Here is a 17,080-nt window from a genome sequence, read left to right as displayed (position 1 = left end):
AAAGGGCGACGTGGTGTCGCCCTTTTTTATGCTTTATGCCTCAGGTGTTTCATTCTGCTGCTCGCTGATAGCAGCAGCCAGTAGCGCGGCTTCACGCTGAGCGAGAACGCGCTCAACGGTCTCAACAATTGCCTGAGTATGCGGATCAATCTCGATATTCACACGCTGCCCGAGGCGCTTGCTGCCTAAGGTGGTGCGCATCAGTGTTTCCGGGATCAGGTGGACACAAAATTTTGTCCGCGTGACCTCCCCCACCGTCAGACTGATACCGTCGATGCCAACAAAACCTTTATGCAGAATATATTTCATCTGGCTGGAGTCCTGCGGTTTAAACCAGATCTCACGATTATTTTCTGAGGTGAGTATTTTACTGATCTCCGCCGTGGTCATAATGTGCCCCGACATCAGATGTCCGCCAATTTCATCGCTGAATTTTGCAGCGCGTTCAACGTTAACGGCATCGCCTACTTTCAGATCGCCCAGATTAGTAATACGCAGCGTCTCTTTTACCAGATCAAAACTGACGCGGTCACCATCCACTTCGGTTACTGTCAGGCAGCAACCATTATGGGAGACAGACGCACCCAGTTCGAGCCCTGGCAGTAACGCCTCCGGCATTTGTATCACGTGGGTACGAAAATTAGGTTTTTCGTCAATTTCCAGCACCTTTGCGGTGCCCTGCACAATACCGGTAAACATAGCTGTTGCCTCAATCAATGTGTTTTCGCTGTGGTTAGTTTGCCCTGGCATCGCAACAAAACCAAATAAAGCACAGTATATTTGCGTGACATAAAGAGCGATTCTCGTATCAGAAGATTGGCTATTTTCAGCATGGACACTAGAATGTAACGCCTGCTCTGCCGGCGTCATCGTAAATGCCGTATATTTCTTCAGCAGTGTCTTTTCATCATTCAGCTCCCCAGTGGATTTCACGTTGCGACCAGCAGGCGCGGAACATAGTGGATAAAATTAAAAAGGTGTATTTGTGCAGAAGTACCTCTCAGAGGCGCGTCAGTTATTAGCCCTTGCTATTCCGGTGATCCTTGCGCAGGTTGCGCAAACTGCCATGGGCTTTGTTGATACAGTAATGGCCGGTGCCGTTAGCGCCACGGATATGGCCGCCGTTGCAGTGGGAACCTCAATCTGGTTACCCTCCATTCTATTTGGTCATGGTTTGATCCTCGCGCTGACACCGGTGGTGGCTCAACTCAATGGATCAGGTCGCCGCGAACGTATTGCTCATCAGGTTCGTCAGGCTTACTGGCTGGCTGGCATGGTTTCAGTGCTGATAATGGTGGTGCTGTATAATGCCGGATACCTTATCGGTGCGATGCACAATGTTGACCCCGAGCTGTCGAGGAAAGCCGTAGGCTACCTGCATGCGCTGCTGTGGGGCGCTCCGGGCTATCTGTTTTTCCAGGTGGCACGTAATCAGTGTGAAGGTTTATCTAAAACCAAACCGGGTATGGTAATGGGCTTTCTCGGCCTGCTGGTTAACATTCCGGTGAACTACATCTTTATTTACGGCCACTTCGGAATGCCTGCACTCGGCGGCGTAGGCTGCGGCGTGGCGACTGCCTCCGTATACTGGGTGATGTTTATCGTGATGAAAGCCTGGGTGAACCGTGCGAGATCAATGCGCGATATCCATGTTCCGGAGCGCTTCAGTGCGCCTGACTGGAAAGCATTACGCCGCCTGGCGGGGCTTGGGCTTCCGGTCGCGCTGGCACTTTTTTTTGAGGTGACGTTATTCGCCGTGGTCGCCCTGCTGGTTTCACCAATGGGCATTGTAAAAGTCGCGGGTCACCAGATTGCCCTGAACTTCAGTTCACTGATGTTTGTACTGCCGCTGTCACTGGGCGTAGCAACAACGATTCGCGTGGGTTTCCGTCTCGGTCAGGGGTCTGTTGAACAGGCAAAAGTGGCTGCATGGACAGCTCAGGCCGTGGGTATCTGCATGGCCTGCCTGACAGCTCTGTTTACCGTTACCTTCCGCGAGGAGATAGCGCTGCTGTATACCGATAACCCGGAGGTTATTACTCTGGCGGCGCAGCTGATGTTCCTGGCGGCGGTGTATCAGTTCTCTGATTCGATTCAGGTGATTGGCAGTGGTATTTTGCGCGGCTACAAAGATACGCGGTCAATTTTCTTTATCACCTTTGTTGCCTACTGGATCCTCGGCCTGCCAAGCGGATATATTTTGGCAATGACGGACTGGGTGGTACCTGCGATGGGGCCATCCGGTTTCTGGACGGGCTTTATTATCGGCCTGACCTCCTCAGCTGTGATGATGATCTGGCGTATTCGTCGTCTGCAACGTCAGCCTGCGGAGATGATTTTGACGCGTGCTGCGCGTTAATTTCCGATTATTTCGCTGCCAGGTGATTAAAATTGCTGCGCTTCGCACAGTTGCGCAGCAATCAGGCAGGAAAAACCTTTTTTCTCCTTGCCAGTCGCTCAGGGTGCCGCTAATATTCGTCCCCGTTGTCACCATGACAGCAATTTGCGTCTGTAGCTCAGTTGGTTAGAGCACCACCTTGACATGGTGGGGGTCGATGGTTCGAGTCCATTCAGACGCACCATCTTTCTTCTACGAAAGATGAAGTATTTCGAATTACGGTTATTTCGTGCTACAGCAACAAAGCTGAAGTGTGAAACGAAGTAGTCTAAGTACGAGTATTTCGTGCTACAGCGCGGCAGCAACTGAGTGAGTCCGCAGGAGCATACATCGGTATGTGACTGAGGTGAACGAAGGCAGCTAACAAAGCTGAAGTGCGAAAGACGAAGTAATTTGCGTCTGTAGCTCAGTTGGTTAGAGCACCACCTTGACATGGTGGGGGTCGATGGTTCGAGTCCATTCAGACGCACCAATTTCTTGAAATCCACTTTTCTGTTGTTCACTCCCCTCTTTTTTCAAAAACTAAACCCTTTAATCTTTCAGATTATCCTTACTTTATGCTGCGTTTGCGCAACGAATTTGATACGCATCATAGGCACAGGCTATTTAATGCTTTTTAATTGGTTTTCGTAGACTTAGCGACTATAATACGGAACGTTGTTTCACTTGAATGGTTTCAGCGTATGGTTACCCCTCAATTTATAACGAGTACCTGTTGCGCAACGTCTTGCTGCGTCTGCGCCGAAACCGCGTCTTTATTTGCCCTGCACGCTTTTACTCCATCACCTATCCTTACGTATCGCCGTTTTTACAACGCAATTTTTCCGTCCGGAGGTTCTATACCGCCGGGAGTCAGTTTTAATCATCCATCACAACTTATAGATAAATCGTCATGAAAAAGACTAAGATCGTTTGTACTATCGGCCCAAAAACCGAATCTGAAGAGATGTTGACCAATCTGCTTGATGCTGGCATGAACGTGATGCGTCTGAACTTTTCCCACGGGAACTATGAAGAGCACGGTCAGCGTATTGCTAACCTGCGCTCAGTCATGAGCAAAAGCGGTCACCAGGCTGCTATTTTGCTGGATACTAAAGGCCCTGAAATCCGCACCATGAAACTGGAAGGCGGAAATGATGCTTCCCTGAAAGCGGGTCAGACCTTCACCTTCACCACCGATCAGACCGTTATCGGTAATGCTGATACCGTGGCTGTCACCTACGCTGGCTTCGCCGCTGACCTGAAAATCGGTAACACCGTGCTGGTTGACGATGGCTTAATCGGTATGGAAGTTACCGAAGTCACTGAAAGCACCGTGGTATGTAAAGTACTGAACAACGGCGATCTGGGCGAAAACAAAGGCGTTAACCTGCCGGGCGTTTCCATTCAGCTGCCTGCGCTGGCTGAAAAAGACAAGCTGGATCTGATCTTCGGCTGTGAACAGGGCGTTGATTTTGTTGCTGCCTCGTTCATCCGTAAACGTTCAGACGTGATTGAAATCCGTGAGCATCTGAAAGCACACGGCGGCGAACACATTCAGATCATCTCTAAAATCGAAAACCAGGAAGGCCTGAACAACTTCGACGAAATCCTTGATGCCTCAGACGGTATCATGGTCGCTCGTGGTGACCTCGGCGTTGAGATCCCGGTTGAAGAAGTGATCTTCGCGCAGAAGATGATGATCAAGAAGTGTAACCGCGCACGTAAAGTGGTTATCACTGCAACCCAGATGCTTGACTCAATGATCAAAAACCCGCGCCCTACCCGTGCGGAAGCGGGTGACGTTGCTAACGCCATCCTGGACGGTACTGATGCTGTCATGCTGTCAGGTGAGAGCGCCAAAGGGAAATACCCGCTGGAGTCTGTCACCATCATGGCGACCATCTGCGAGCGTACTGACCGCGTGATGAAGAGCCGCATCGATTCTCAGCATGACAACCGCAAAATGCGCATTACCGAAGCGGTATGCCGTGGTGCGGTAGAAACTGCTGAAAAACTGGAAGCTCCGCTGATTGTTGTCGCTACCGAAGGCGGTAAGTCTGCGAAATCAATTCGTAAGTACTTCCCGCACGCAACTATCCTTGCGCTGACCACCAATGAACAGACTTCGCGTCAGCTGTTACTGAGCAAAGGCATCATCACTTCTGTGGTGAAAGAGATCGCCTCTACTGACGATTTCTACCGCCTGGGTAAAGAAGCGGCAGAGGCAAGCGGCTATGCTGTGAAAGGAGATGTGGTTGTGATGGTTTCTGGTGCGCTGGTTCCAAGTGGAACCACAAATACTGCATCGGTCCACGTTCTCTAATTGAAAGATTACGCCTTGTAGATAAAAAGCGCCCCGAGTGGCGCTTTTTTTATAACTTGAGTAAGGTGTTTAACAAAGCGTCCAATCGAAATTAACGATTTAATCACCGCAAATCCGATCATCCCTCCAATTAAAATCGCCTGTTTTAGCTTCATTTTTTGTAAAAAATCAGAAATAAGATGCTTCTTTGAGCGAACGATCAAGTTTAAGCACTTTCTCATCAAAAAATTATTCTCATTAGAAAATACTTTGTGTAATACTTGTAACGCTACATGGAGATTAACTTAATCTAGAGGGTATTAATAATGAATCGTACTAAACTGGTACTGGGCGCGGTAATCCTGGCTTCAACTATGCTGGCTGGTTGCTCAAGCAACGCTAAAATCGATCAGCTGTCTACCGACGTGCAGACTCTGAACGCTAAAGTTGACCAGCTGAGCAACGACGTGAACGCAATCCGTTCTGACGTTCAGGCTGCTAAAGATGACGCAGCTCGTGCTAACCAGCGTCTGGACAACCAGGCTCACTCTTACCGTAAGTAAGAGTTCTGGTAATGAAATGGCGCACAATGTGCGCCATTTTTTTTGCCTTTTTTTCACTATATTTCTTTGTATTCTTAATAGTACTTAAAACGCTCTGTAATCAACGCTACGCACTTCCCTTACCAGCCTTAGTGATTGGCGCAGCATTCCCTTTCAGGGCCGCAGGATCGCGCTGTGCTTCGTTAACAGGCACTGGACTATCCCCTGTCACTTTCTCACCTTCATTAACCAGAACTGGCATCCCCGCTCTGCGTTCAATTGCCGCTTTAATCACGGCACGATCGCTGGCATCACTGTTGATAAACTTCTTCGCGGCCGCCGTCAGCGCAATCGGCATGGTTTGCGGATCGTCATTTTCACTGTGCGACAGCGGCTGATGCACTTCCAGGTAGCGTTTACCGTCCGGTTCAACCGCATATTTCACCGGCTGATTGATAATCTGCACACGAGTACCTTTCGGTACGCTGTTAAACAGGGCTTCAATATCATCCGGGCGCAGACGGATGCAGCCTGAGCTGACACGCATCCCGATACCGAAATCTGCGTTGGTGCCGTGAATAAGGTAATGCTGCTTACCGTATGCCAGACGCAGCGCATACAGCCCCATAGGGTTGTCAGGCCCCGCAGGAACGGTAACCGGCAGTGATTTGCCTTCAGCCGCATAGCGTTTACGAATATTGGGGGTTGGTGTCCAGGTAGGATTGGGGATCTTCTGACTGATGCTGGTAACCATGGCAGGCGTATTGGCTCCCAGCTGGCCAATTCCAATCGGATAGACAATCACTTTGTTTTCGTCTTTTGGATAATAGTAGAGCCGCAGTTCCGCTACGTTAACGACGATCCCTTCACGTTTGGTATCGGGAAGCAGCATCTGAGCAGGAATAGTCAGCTGCGTCCCCGGTTTAGGCAACCACGGGTCGGTTCCCGGATTAGCTTCCAGCAAACCAAGCAGACCAACTTTGTATTTCTTCGCCACTGATTCCAGCGGCTGCCGGTCATCGGGCACTACCCAGGTGGTATTTTCACCAATCAGACGGCTGTTTTCAGGGGGAAGTGGGTACTCGGTAGCGCTGGCGCAGTGCATCCCGGCAAGAAAGGTAAGAACAGAAATCCCGGCAAAGCGGTAAAAAAGTTTCATGCGCATTTCTCGGTTATGAATGGATAAGTACACAGACTGAACCCCATATTGCCGCGCGATAAACGCAACGGTAACCGGCTTCAGCCTGCGTAAACACCCCACTGTAGCGCAGCGGGGTACTTACCGAGAAGTGTAGCAACTCACGCCTGAGTAAGAATCAGCGCTTTCTTACGGATGGCACGAATCATCGCCTCAAGCCCCTGTGAGCGGGAGGGAGTGAGCTGCTGAGTCAGTGAAAGCTCGGCAAACCAGGGACGCACGTCGAAATCGACAATTTCCTGCGGGGTCATCTTCTGGTAAAGCGCGAAGACAATAGCAATCAGCCCTTTTACCAGCGCAGCATCGCTGTCGCCTTGCAGGCGTACGCAGCCGCTTTCGTCAGTATCAACCACAATCCATACCTGGCTCTGGCAGCCTGGAACAATGTTTTCCGGCTGATGGAGCGTGTCTGTGGCTTCAGGCAGACGAGCACCCAGTTCAATAATGTAGAGATACTTCTCTTCCTGGTTTGCACAACGATTAAAGTTGCGTACCAGTTTGTCTTTATCTGGCAAAGTTGCCATTGCTTCCTCACTTTAAAAACGCAAGGGCGAGGCATGCCTCGCCCCTACGGGTCGGTGTCGGGTAATCGAGACATGCATCGCCCCTACGAACCGGTGTCGGGTAATCGAGACATGCATCGCCCCTACGAACCGGTGTCGGGTAATCGAGGCATGCATCGCCCCTACGGGCCGGTGTCGGGTAATCGAGGCATGCCTCGCCCCTACGGGTCGGTGTCGGGTAACCGAGACATGCATCGCCCATACGAACCGGTGTCGGGTAACCGAGACATGCATCGCCCATACGAACCGGTGTCGGGTCATCGAGGCATGCATCGCCCCTACGAACCGGTGTCGGGTAATCGAGGCATGCATCGCGCTCAAAGAGCGATACGGGTTAAGCTTAACCCAGCAAACGGTGAATACGTGTCAGCCCGGCGGCCAGGCGATCCGCTTCTTCTTCACTATTATAGATAACAAAAGAAGCGCGACACATGGCCGGCACCTGATAATAGTGCATCAACGGCATGGCACAGTGATGACCGGTACGAATAGCGATGCCATACTGATCCAGGAAGCTGCCAACGTCAAAGGCGTGGTGTTTACCCAGATTAAATGCAATCACGCCAGCGCGCTGCTGAGGGCCGTAAATCACCAGATCCGGTACAGATGCCAGTTTATCCAGTGCATAGCGCATTAACTGCTGCTCGCGTTCGGCAATTACATCCAGACCCAGATCGCTTACCCACTTCATCGCCGCGCCAAGACCAATAATCGCCCCGGTATTCGGTGAACCTGCTTCGAAACGCCATGGAGCGGCGGCGTAAGTTGTGCCTTTGGTGAGGCTGACGGTAGCAATCATCGCCCCGCCCCCTTCCCAAGGCGGCATCTGATCCAGCAGCGCCTTTCGACCATACAGAATGCCAATCCCGGTTGGCCCATAAATCTTATGCCCGGAGAAAGCATAAAAATCACAGTCCAGATCCTGCACATCAACATGGTGATGCATTACCGCCTGCGCGCCATCGATCAGCGTGACCACTCCAGCGGCCTTAGCCTGCGCTACCAGCGCTTTAACCGGGTTTTCAGTACCAAGTACGTTGGAGACCTGCGTCACCGCCAGCAGGCGGGTACGGCTGTCAATCAGCGCAGGGAGCTGAGTAATATCCAGCTCACCGCTGGCAGTCAGGGGAATAAAGCGCACTTCAGCACCGGTGCGCTCGGCCACCATCTGCCACGGCACGATATTAGCGTGGTGCTCCATCTCAGTGATGATGATGTTATCACCCGGCTGTAACTGGCTGCCGCCCCAGCTCTGAGCAACCAGATTAATCGCTTCAGTGGTGCCCTTAACGAAGACAATCTCTTCCGCTGAGGCAGCATTAAGAAACTGTGCCGCCTGGACGCGCACATTTTCCATTTCCGTGGTGGCTTCAGCACTCAGCGTGTGAATACCTCGGTGCACGGCAGCATAACCGTGCTGGTAAAAGCGGCTTTCCGCGTCAATGACTGCCTGCGGCTTTTGCGCGCTGGCTGCACTGTCGAGATAGGCCAGCGGTTGCCCGTTGACCTCACGCGAGAGCAGCGGAAACTCCGCCCGAACGCGGGCCAGGTCAAAACTCATTACAGTCCTCCAGGGAAACGCTGTGCGATACGCTGCATGACGGCTTCTTTCAGAGTCTCGTCAGAAATGGCTTCGGTTAACTCAGCGGCAAAAGCAAAGATAATCATGCGCTGGGCCGCAGCTTCGTCGATACCACGCGAGCGCAGGTAGAACATCTGCTCTTCGTCGATACGTCCGATAGTGGCACCATGCCCGCACTTCACATCATCAGCATAGATTTCCAGCTGCGGTTTGGTATCCACCTCTGCCAGACGCCCCAGCAGCAGGTTGTTGTTGCTCATCTGACCGTCGGTTTTCAGCGCATATTTAGCCACTTTGATATGGCCATTAAACACGGCACGGGCGCGGTCACGCACAATAGTTTTATGCAGCTGACGGCTCTGGCAATAACCTTTGTTGTGCTCCAGATAGGTGCGGCTGTCGCACACTTCTTTGTCCAGCGGCAGCATCAGGCTGTTGATCACCAGATCGCTGCCCTCACCTTCCAGCCTGGTGCTGGTGTTGTGACGGGTCAGGCCCGCACCCAGCAGGAAGCTGTGGCTCTGCACACGCACGTCACGGCCCAGCATCAGGTCGTTATGTGAGAAGTGATAGCTGCTCTGGTCTTCAAAGCAGAGATTGTAGTGCTTCAGCTGTGCGTTATTACCCACGTCGGCGGTAAAACGAGCGCCGGTAAAGTGGGTGCAGCCGTTGAGCGTAACGTAATGCTCAATCACCGTCGCTTCTGCTGCTTCTTCAAGCTGAAGATGATGACGGTAGTGCGAGGTATTCATCTCGCCCGTGGCGCTTCCGCTGCTGATGTGCAGCAGATAGAGCGGACGCGGTGCTGCTTTGCCACGCGCCAGCTGGATAGTGGTAACCTCTTCCGCCAGACTTTCCGTCAGATGCAGGAACACCTCAGGCTGAATGGGTGCGCTTAACTCACGGCGTTCAGCCGCCTGGGTCACCTGAATGGAGAACAGGTCAAACTCACTGTCGCTCAACCCAGAAACAAAGCGACCGTCGATAAAGACCAGACGCACGGCGTCAATCGCCAGCGCCAGCTCATCGATAGTGGCAGCGTTGAGTTGCGCAGGATGAGGCAGCACGAACTGGTGGCTCAGGAGCGAATCCAGCGGAGTATATTTCCAGTTTTCCTGCTTACGCGTAGGCAGGCCTAAACGAAGCAGCTGCTGCCAGTGCTGTTGTGCCTGCAACGAACGGCTTTCACCACGCGTTTCAAACAGGTGATGCCACTGTTGCAACGCATTATCACTCTTCGTCGGTAAGCCAGCCATAGCCTTGCTCCTCTAACTGTTTAACCAGTGAGAAATCACCTGATTTCACAATTTTGCCCTGATACAGCACATGCACGAAGTCTGGCTTGATGTAGTCAAGAATACGCTGGTAGTGCGTAACAATGATAAATGAGCGTTTACCATCGCGCAGATTGTTAACGCCGTTTGCCACGATTTTAAGGGCATCGATATCCAGACCAGAGTCAGTTTCATCAAGGATGCACAGATCCGGCTCCAGCATCGCCATTTGCAGGATATCATTACGCTTTTTCTCACCGCCGGAAAAACCGACGTTGACTGAGCGAGTCAGCAGATCTTCAGGCATTTTCAGCAGCTGGATTTTATCTTCGATGAAGTCCTGGAAATCAAAGCGATCCAGCGCTTCCTGCTCGCGGTATTTGCGCACCGCATTCACAGAGGTTTGCAGGAAGAACTGGTTGCTGACTCCCGGGATCTCAACCGGGTACTGGAAAGCCATAAAGATGCCTTCACCCGCACGATCTTCCGGTGACAGTTCCAGCAGGTCTTTGCCTTTAAACTCAACGGAACCGCCGGTGACTTCATAGTCTTCACGCCCTGCCAGGGTAGCAGAAAGGGTACTTTTCCCTGAGCCGTTAGGCCCCATGATGGCGTGAACTTCCCCAGGTTTGATTTCAAGATTCAATCCACGCAGGATAGCTTTGTCTTCTACGCTTACCTGTAAATCTTTGATGCTTAACATAATGTTTCCTTCGCAGTGCTTTCCGGCACCATATCAATGCTTTGCGCGGGTTAGCCCACGCTGTGTTCGAGGCTGATTGCCAGCAGTTTCTGCGCTTCCACTGCAAACTCCAGCGGCAGCTCTGAGAAGACATCCTTGCAGAAGCCATTAACAATCATAGAAATCGCATCGTCTTCACTGATCCCGCGTTGCAGGCAGTAGAACAGCTGATCTTCGCCAATACGTGATGTGGTCGCTTCGTGCTCTAACTGTGCGGTGTTGTTACGCACTTCCACATAAGGGAAGGTATGCGCACCACACTCGGCACCAATCAGCATTGAGTCGCACTGAGTAAAGTTACGCGCATTGGTGGCGGTTGGCATGATTTTCACCAGACCACGATAGGTATTCTGGCTGGTTCCGGCAGAGATCCCTTTGGAGATGATGGTCGACTTGGTATTTTTGCCAATGTGAATCATCTTGGTGCCGGTATCCGCCTGCTGGCGTCCGCTGGTCAGCGCCACAGAGAAGAACTCACCGATAGAGTTGTCGCCGCGCAGAATAACACTTGGATATTTCCAGGTGATTGCCGAACCTGTTTCAGACTGCGTCCAGGACATCTTGCTGTTCGCCCCTTCACACAGCGCACGTTTAGTCACAAAGTTGAGGATCCCGCCTTCAGAATCACCACCAGAGAACCAGTTCTGCACCGTGGAGTATTTCACTTCCGCATCTTTGTGGATGATCACTTCCACCACCGCTGCATGCAGCTGATAGGTGTCACGCACCGGCGCGGAGCAACCTTCGATGTAGCTCACGTAGCTGCCTTCATCGGCGATCAGGATTGTGCGTTCGAACTGGCCGGTTTTCGCCGCATTAATACGGAAATAGGTCGACAGCTCCATCGGACAACGCACCCCTTTCGGGATATAAACGAAAGTACCGTCAGACGCGACAGCCGAGTTCAGCGCAGCGAAGAAGTTGTCATTAGCCGGAACCACGGTGCCAAGGTACTGTTGCACCAGCTCCGGGTGCTCATGGATAGCTTCACCGAACGAACAGAAAATAATTCCCTCTTTCGCCAGCTTATCGCGGTAGGTGGTCGACACAGAGACGGAGTCAAATATGGCATCAACAGCCACTTCCTGGCCTTCACGAACCGGAACACCCAGCTGTTTGAATGCGTCTTCCACTTCCTGCGTCAGGTAATTTGGCGCATCAGTCGCTGAGGCCTGAGTCGCACCCGGCTCTGAAGCACAGCTGTCATCACAGTTGCCGCATGACGGCGCTGAGTAGTAGCTGTAATCCTGATAATCCAGCTTTTTGTAGTTGGCTTTCAGCCAGTGCGGCTCTTCCATTTCAAGCCACGCGGCAAAAGCTTTCAGGCGGAATTCCAGCATCCACTCAGGTTCGTTACGTTTAGCCGAGATTGCACGCACCACATCTTCATTGATGCCGTGCTCGAACTCTTCGGTTTGCAGTTGGGTAAAGAAGCCTTCTTTGTAGTTCTGAGGGCTGCCTTCCCAAACCTGTACATCGTCAGACGCGTCAGTATTACGGGACATAAGTTTCACTCAACGCCAAAGCTCTCACCACAGCCGCAGGCGTGTTGAGCTTTAGGGTTATTAAATTTGAAAATCTGGTTCAGGCCTTCACGGACGAAATCAACTTCCGTACCGTCAATGTAAGGCATCGCCTGGAGGGGCACGAATAACAACGCACCGTTATGGCTGAACACCAAATCATCTGCCGCTGGTTCTTTCGCCATGTCCATGGTGTAACCAAAACCGGCACAGCCGGAGGTCTTCACACCCAGCTTCAGGCCCTTAATCTCAGGGTCGCCTGCGGCCAGGTTGATGATTTGTTTTGCTGCGCTGTCGGTAAGCGTCAGACCTTTCCAGATAAAGTCTTCTGGAGAAAAAGTGGCAGGATTTGCTGATTGCATAATTTACCTCACGATACGTTAGCCCTTCGGGCTAGTGCCTCTATGTTAGTGATTACCAGAATCACTTCAACCTCTTGTTTTGCAGGGATAAAGGCTCAGGGCCATTTTTAGAGACTCTTTATCTAAGTTTAGACCCTGTGAAACAGATTGCGCTCTGCCCGTCAGGCCCTGCAACGGAAAAGATAAGCGTTTGAAAACAAGATGTTTATATTTTGTTATTCAAAACAAATTTATTACCTGCTTTATTGTAGCTATTGCTCAAAAAGCGTTTATCGTTATCACCGATTTTTCTGAGAGGCGGGCGTTATCAATAAAAAATCCGCCTCAGAGATTGTATATTCACGTAATTATAATATGATAATGATTATCATTAGCGCGACTGGAACCCGTAATGAATCTGTCGATGAGTGCGTGGCTGCAACATAAAATTGATGAGTACAAATTTTCCATACGTGATATGACCGTCGATTTTTATATGGCCCAGGCCAGGTTAAACCGTCCTGAGTGCTCCATTGAACAGCTACGTAAGTTCAATGATACCTGCCTCGACATGGCCGAACTCTGCCAGTTAAATGGCGACGATCAGAGCTATCTTCACGCTATGGGAAAACTCCATCAACGACTGGTTGTTGAGTTGAGCGACACCTCGCGCGAGCGGCTTTACAGGATGCAGGCCTGGCAACTGGCACGCCACTCCCTGAGTCGCCTTTGTCATCAGCTGGCAATGAATGGCGAATGGGATAAAGCGAGCGTGTTGCAAAGCGAGTTTGTTAAGCACGCGTCGTGGATAATGTAATCTGGAAGCATTATAACGCGTGCTGGTGATGCAAAAAAACCCCGTAAATAACGGGGTTATAGGTCAAATCACAGCAGTTGTGAGGCGGGACGTACAGCACAAGCGGTTATTGTCGTCGAAAATTTCTATTTGCCACACCTGATTGCGCCGCCCGATATGCACGGCACGGCACACTCCCCGCACCTCTCCTTCACGCGCAGCACGCAGATGATTAGCATTGATTTCCAGGCCTACGACCTGCTGCTCACCCGTGGTGCAGAGATAGCCAGCCATTGAGCCGAGGGTTTCCGCCAGCACCACCGATGCGCCACCATGCAGCAATCCAAACGGCTGGCGCGTCCGACGATCGACGGGCATTACCGCTTCTATGCTGTCATCATCCAGTAGCGTAAAGCGGATGCCGATATGCTCCACCATTGTCTCTTTACTACGTAAATTTAGCTGCTCAAGCGTTGCTTCACGCTGCCAGATTCCCATTAAACAATCTCCAGTAAAGCCTGTAGAGGATGGCGTATACCGCTACCTTCAATACGCTTGACCTGACTGCGGCAGGAGTAGCCGGTTGACAGACAGCGCTGACGCGGCAATTTTTGCAGAGCCTGCTGCCAGGAAAGTGCATAAATTCCCAGCGAGTTCTCCAGATTTTTCGCTTCATGGCCGTAGGTACCCGCCATGCCGCAGCAGCCGACGCTGACATTTTCCAGCTTCGCGCCGAAGCGGGCAAAGATCGTTTCCCACTGCTTAACTGACCCCGGTAAAGCGGTCACTTCCGTACAGTGGCCAAACAGATACCAGGGTTCTGCTGGCGCTACCGGTTGAGGATCACGGGCAGCCAGCGCGTTTTGCAACCACTCATGCACCAGCTGCACGTGGAAGTTACCGCGTTTCTCGCCCAGCACCTCACGATACTCATCACGATAGCAAAGCACCAGCGCCGGATCGACACCCACCAGCGGCATATTTAACTGTGCCACGCGATTGAGGAAATCAGCGGTTTTCTGAGCCGTACGGGCAAACTGTTGCAGGAAGCCTTTAATATGCTGCGCTTTACCGTTAGGGGAAAATGGCAGCACTACCGGCCTGAAGCCCAGTTTCTCAATCAGCTGAACAAAATCACCGATCAGCTGCGCTTCGTAGTAGCTGGTAAACGGATCCTGTACCACCAGCACACACTGCGCGCGCTGCTCCGCGCTCATCTTCTCCAGTTCTTCCAGGGTGGTGCTGGATGCACGATGCCCGGCCAGCTGCTGTTTTAAAGTCGGTGACGACAGCAGCGGCAGATCGACCATACCGATATGGCGCTTGCTGAGAGATTTGACCCAGGGCTGACGCAGGAAGAAGTTAAAGGTTTTCGGCGCCTTGGCCATCAGTGGCGCATAGCTCTCCACCGTGGCTACCAGATAGTCGCTGGCAGGGCGCAGATAGCGGGTGTGATAGAGCTGCAAGAAGCGCGAACGGAAACCGGGTACGTCAATTTTAATCGGGCACTGGGTCGAACAGGCTTTACAGGCGAGACAGCCGGACATCGCCTCTTTTACCTCATGGGAGAAGTCATACTGCCCACGTTTTGCCTGCCAGCTATTACGGGTACGCTCGATCATGCCGCGCAGGCTGATGCCTTTCGACGGCAGCTGCTGCTCCAGCACCAGTGGATCCACGCCCTGCTCCGCCAGCAGACGCAGCCATTCACGCGTCAGCGTGGCACGGCCTTTTGGCGAGTGCATACGGTTGCTGGTGATCTTCATTGACGGGCACATCGGGCTTTTCACATCGAAATTAAAGCAGAGCCCGTTACCGTTACACTCCATTGCACCGCGCCAGTCGCTGCGCACATTAACCGGGATCTGACGATCGTAGGTACCGCGTTTAACCGCATCCACTTTCAGCATCGGGTCATCCACCCCCAGCGGGGCGCAGATTTTCCCCGGATTGAGACGGTTAGCCGGGTCAAAAGCCGCTTTAATGCGGCGCAGCTCGTTGTACAGCACCTCACCGAAGAACGCCGGACTGTACTCAGCGCGGAACCCTTTGCCATGTTCGCCCCACAGCAGGCCGCCATAGCGTGCGGTCAGCGCCACCACTTCATCAGAAATCTGCTTCATCAGCATCTCCTGCTGCGGGTCGCACATGTCCAGCGCGGGGCGCACATGCAGCACTCCTGCGTCTACGTGACCAAACATGCCGTAGCTGAGGTTATGCCCGTCAAGCAGTGCACGGAACTCAACAATATAGTCAGCGAGGTTCTGCGGCGGTACGCAGGTATCTTCGACAAACGGGATCGGTTTGGCGCGGCCTTTGGCATTACCGAGCAACCCCACAGCTTTTTTACGCATACCGTAGATACGTTCAATGCCTGCAACGTCGTTACACAGCTGATAGCCAATCACCCCGCCCTGCCGCTGCACCATCAGCGTATCCAGGCGCTGGCACAGCGACTCCACCTGACTGTCGATCAGCGCTTTATCATTTCCGGCAAATTCGACCATATTCAGGCCAAGCATCTCTTTGTCCGGTACGTCGGTGATCAGTTCGCTAACGGAGTGCCAGACGATATCTTCACGCGCCAGGTTCAGCACCTTAGAGTCAACGGTTTCCACCGATAGCGCCTGCGCCTCAACCATAAACGGCGCATTACGCAGCGCGGAGTCAAAGGAGTCATACTTGATATTCACCAGCCGCCGCACTTTCGGGATCGGGGTGATATCCAGCGTCGCTTCTGCAATAAATGCCAGCGTCCCTTCCGCACCGCACAGGATGCGCGTCAGATCGAGCTGTTGCAGATCATCGCTCAACACATGGCGCAGATCGTAGCCGGTAAGAAAGCGGTTCAGTTTAGGAAACTTGTCGACGATCAGTTCACGCTGTTCACGACAGCGATCCAGCACCACGCGGTAGATGTCGCCTTCCGCACCCGGCACCTGCGCGCGTTTTTCCGCCTCGCTTACCGGAATGGCGTAAGTATCCATTACCTCACCGCCCAACAGCACAGCTTTTAATCCCAGCACGTGGTCGGAAGTTTTGCCATAGACCAGCGATCCCTGTCCTGAAGCATCAGTGTTAATCATGCCGCCCAGGGTGGCACGGTTACTGGTCGACAGTTCCGGGGAGAAAAAATAGCCAAAAGGTTTCAGGTAAGCATTGAGCTGATCTTTTATCACGCCAGCTTCAACTTTGACCCAGCCTTCCTCGACGTTAATATCCAGAATGCGCTTCATATGACGCGACATATCCACCACAATGCCCTGGTTGAGCGACTGGCCGTTAGTGCCGGTGCCGCCACCGCGTGGTGCAAAAACCAGGGATGCAAAGCGGATATCATCGGCGAGGCGTGCAATCAGCGCGACGTCAGCCGTAGAACGGGGGAAAATTACCGCATCGGGCAACAGCTGATAAATGCTGTTGTCAGTAGACATAATCAGACGGTCGGCATAGCTTGTCGCCGTATCGCCGCTAAAACCGTTCTGTTTTAGGGCATCCAAAAAACTCAGCACCAGCGGAACAAGACCCGGTGCCTGTGAAATCTGTGGGATCATTATCGGGTGACCAAAAAGTTATGTGAATCGTGTGCGTTGCTCAAATTATTCAGGATATGTACTTCGAGATACTTCAAGCTCAGGATCGCTGGCTTTTCTCGCAATTCGGCCCGGATACTTACCGATCCAGGCTCCTGGGGATTCGCTGCGATACCGCCCGCCCGCACCCCGGATTATTTAGGGTATATCATATTTTTTTATGACCTGCCGCGATTTCAAAAAACGTAGTAAAAGAATAACCTGTTGTTTCTGTCAGGAAACGACTTCATACATCATGATTAAA

At 52.1% G+C, this 17,080-nt stretch carries 15 protein-coding genes and 2 tRNA genes; 6 read left to right on the top strand and 11 right to left on the bottom strand.

Annotated elements, in window-relative coordinates:
* Window positions 1-33: 33 nt before the first annotated feature.
* On the bottom strand, window positions 34-699 hold the full coding sequence (locus GN242_RS09200; RefSeq protein ID WP_154751369.1) for a riboflavin synthase subunit alpha: 666 nt from the start codon (window positions 697-699) through the stop codon (window positions 34-36).
* Between the two features lie 286 nt (window positions 700-985).
* Here GN242_RS09200 and GN242_RS09195 point away from each other — a divergent pair, with 286 nt between their 5' ends.
* The 4 genes from GN242_RS09195 (at window position 986) to pykF (ending at window position 4,703) form a co-directional block, all read left to right on the top strand.
* Window positions 986-2,359, top strand: a complete 1,374-nt coding sequence (locus tag GN242_RS09195) for an MATE family efflux transporter (protein ID WP_156287330.1) — start codon at window positions 986-988, stop codon at window positions 2,357-2,359.
* A 146-nt stretch (window positions 2,360-2,505) separates the two neighbouring features.
* A tRNA-Val gene (locus GN242_RS09190) sits at window positions 2,506-2,582 on the top strand.
* 211 nt (window positions 2,583-2,793) lie between these two features.
* Window positions 2,794-2,870: transfer RNA gene (locus GN242_RS09185), tRNA-Val, on the top strand.
* Between the two features lie 420 nt (window positions 2,871-3,290).
* Window positions 3,291-4,703 (top strand): pyruvate kinase PykF, encoded by a 1,413-nt coding sequence (gene pykF / locus GN242_RS09180; protein WP_154751370.1) that lies wholly within the window; start codon window positions 3,291-3,293, stop codon window positions 4,701-4,703.
* Between the two features lie 8 nt (window positions 4,704-4,711).
* Here pykF and GN242_RS09175 read toward each other — a convergent pair whose 3' ends face one another.
* Window positions 4,712-4,906, bottom strand: a complete 195-nt coding sequence (locus GN242_RS09175) for a hypothetical protein (protein WP_154751371.1) — start codon at window positions 4,904-4,906, stop codon at window positions 4,712-4,714.
* 102 nt (window positions 4,907-5,008) lie between these two features.
* On the opposite strand from GN242_RS09175, the gene GN242_RS09170 reads away from it, so the two are divergent.
* Complete coding sequence (locus GN242_RS09170) at window positions 5,009-5,245, top strand: major outer membrane lipoprotein (protein WP_034895178.1); 237 nt, start codon at window positions 5,009-5,011, stop codon at window positions 5,243-5,245.
* 106 nt (window positions 5,246-5,351) lie between these two features.
* Here GN242_RS09170 and GN242_RS09165 read toward each other — a convergent pair whose 3' ends face one another.
* From GN242_RS09165 to sufA, 7 genes are all read right to left on the bottom strand, one after another.
* Complete coding sequence (locus tag GN242_RS09165) at window positions 5,352-6,383, bottom strand: L,D-transpeptidase family protein (RefSeq protein WP_154751372.1); 1,032 nt, start codon at window positions 6,381-6,383, stop codon at window positions 5,352-5,354.
* Between the two features lie 140 nt (window positions 6,384-6,523).
* Window positions 6,524-6,946, bottom strand: a complete 423-nt coding sequence (gene sufE, locus GN242_RS09160; protein ID WP_154751373.1) for a cysteine desulfuration protein SufE — start codon at window positions 6,944-6,946, stop codon at window positions 6,524-6,526.
* Between the two features lie 379 nt (window positions 6,947-7,325).
* Entirely contained in the window at window positions 7,326-8,546 is a 1,221-nt protein-coding gene (gene sufS, locus GN242_RS09155) for a cysteine desulfurase SufS (RefSeq protein WP_154751374.1), read from the bottom strand.
* Window positions 8,546-9,823, bottom strand: coding sequence for a Fe-S cluster assembly protein SufD (sufD, locus tag GN242_RS09150; protein ID WP_154751375.1), 1,278 nt, complete (start codon window positions 9,821-9,823; stop codon window positions 8,546-8,548). Before sufD ends, sufS begins: the two co-directional genes overlap by 1 nt.
* Entirely contained in the window at window positions 9,798-10,544 is a 747-nt protein-coding gene (gene sufC, locus GN242_RS09145; protein ID WP_154751376.1) for a Fe-S cluster assembly ATPase SufC, read from the bottom strand. Before sufC ends, sufD begins: the two co-directional genes overlap by 26 nt.
* Window positions 10,545-10,594: 50 nt before the next feature.
* On the bottom strand, window positions 10,595-12,088 hold the full coding sequence (gene sufB / locus GN242_RS09140; protein WP_154751377.1) for a Fe-S cluster assembly protein SufB: 1,494 nt from the start codon (window positions 12,086-12,088) through the stop codon (window positions 10,595-10,597).
* A gap of 5 nt (window positions 12,089-12,093) precedes the next feature.
* Window positions 12,094-12,468 carry a Fe-S cluster assembly scaffold SufA gene (gene sufA / locus GN242_RS09135; protein WP_154751378.1) on the bottom strand — a complete coding sequence of 125 codons (375 nt, stop codon included), beginning with the start codon at window positions 12,466-12,468 and terminating at the stop codon, window positions 12,094-12,096.
* A gap of 391 nt (window positions 12,469-12,859) precedes the next feature.
* Here sufA and GN242_RS09130 point away from each other — a divergent pair, with 391 nt between their 5' ends.
* Window positions 12,860-13,264, top strand: a complete 405-nt coding sequence (locus GN242_RS09130) for a hypothetical protein (protein ID WP_154751379.1) — start codon at window positions 12,860-12,862, stop codon at window positions 13,262-13,264.
* A 63-nt stretch (window positions 13,265-13,327) separates the two neighbouring features.
* On the opposite strand, the gene GN242_RS09125 is transcribed toward GN242_RS09130, so the two are convergent.
* Together GN242_RS09125 and ydiJ are read right to left on the bottom strand one after the other, a co-directional pair.
* Window positions 13,328-13,741, bottom strand: a complete 414-nt coding sequence (locus GN242_RS09125) for a hotdog fold thioesterase (protein ID WP_154751380.1) — start codon at window positions 13,739-13,741, stop codon at window positions 13,328-13,330.
* Window positions 13,741-16,797: a D-2-hydroxyglutarate dehydrogenase YdiJ gene (ydiJ, locus tag GN242_RS09120; protein ID WP_156287329.1), complete on the bottom strand. Its 3,057-nt coding sequence runs from the start codon at window positions 16,795-16,797 to the stop codon at window positions 13,741-13,743. Before ydiJ ends, GN242_RS09125 begins: the two co-directional genes overlap by 1 nt.
* Window positions 16,798-17,080 lie beyond the last annotated feature (283 nt).

The sequence above is a fragment of the Erwinia sorbitola genome (assembly GCF_009738185.1).
GTDB classification, from domain to species: Bacteria; Pseudomonadota; Gammaproteobacteria; order Enterobacterales; family Enterobacteriaceae; genus Erwinia; species Erwinia sorbitola.
This window is presented reverse-complemented; position numbering and strand designations above follow the sequence as displayed.

Coding starts and splice junctions, on each gene's coding strand:
- GN242_RS09170 (WP_034895178.1), top strand. CDS start 5,009: ATGAATCGTACTAAACTGGTACTGGGCGCGGTAATCCTGGCTTCAACT.
- GN242_RS09200 (WP_154751369.1), bottom strand. CDS start 699: ATGTTTACCGGTATTGTGCAGGGCACCGCAAAGGTGCTGGAAATTGAC.
- GN242_RS09130 (WP_154751379.1), top strand. CDS start 12,860: ATGAATCTGTCGATGAGTGCGTGGCTGCAACATAAAATTGATGAGTAC.
- sufD (WP_154751375.1), bottom strand. CDS start 9,823: ATGGCTGGCTTACCGACGAAGAGTGATAATGCGTTGCAACAGTGGCAT.
- sufS (WP_154751374.1), bottom strand. CDS start 8,546: ATGAGTTTTGACCTGGCCCGCGTTCGGGCGGAGTTTCCGCTGCTCTCG.
- sufE (WP_154751373.1), bottom strand. CDS start 6,946: ATGGCAACTTTGCCAGATAAAGACAAACTGGTACGCAACTTTAATCGT.
- GN242_RS09125 (WP_154751380.1), bottom strand. CDS start 13,741: ATGGGAATCTGGCAGCGTGAAGCAACGCTTGAGCAGCTAAATTTACGT.
- ydiJ (WP_156287329.1), bottom strand. CDS start 16,797: ATGATCCCACAGATTTCACAGGCACCGGGTCTTGTTCCGCTGGTGCTG.
- sufA (WP_154751378.1), bottom strand. CDS start 12,468: ATGCAATCAGCAAATCCTGCCACTTTTTCTCCAGAAGACTTTATCTGG.
- pykF (WP_154751370.1), top strand. CDS start 3,291: ATGAAAAAGACTAAGATCGTTTGTACTATCGGCCCAAAAACCGAATCT.
- sufC (WP_154751376.1), bottom strand. CDS start 10,544: ATGTTAAGCATCAAAGATTTACAGGTAAGCGTAGAAGACAAAGCTATC.
- GN242_RS09165 (WP_154751372.1), bottom strand. CDS start 6,383: ATGAAACTTTTTTACCGCTTTGCCGGGATTTCTGTTCTTACCTTTCTT.
- sufB (WP_154751377.1), bottom strand. CDS start 12,088: ATGTCCCGTAATACTGACGCGTCTGACGATGTACAGGTTTGGGAAGGC.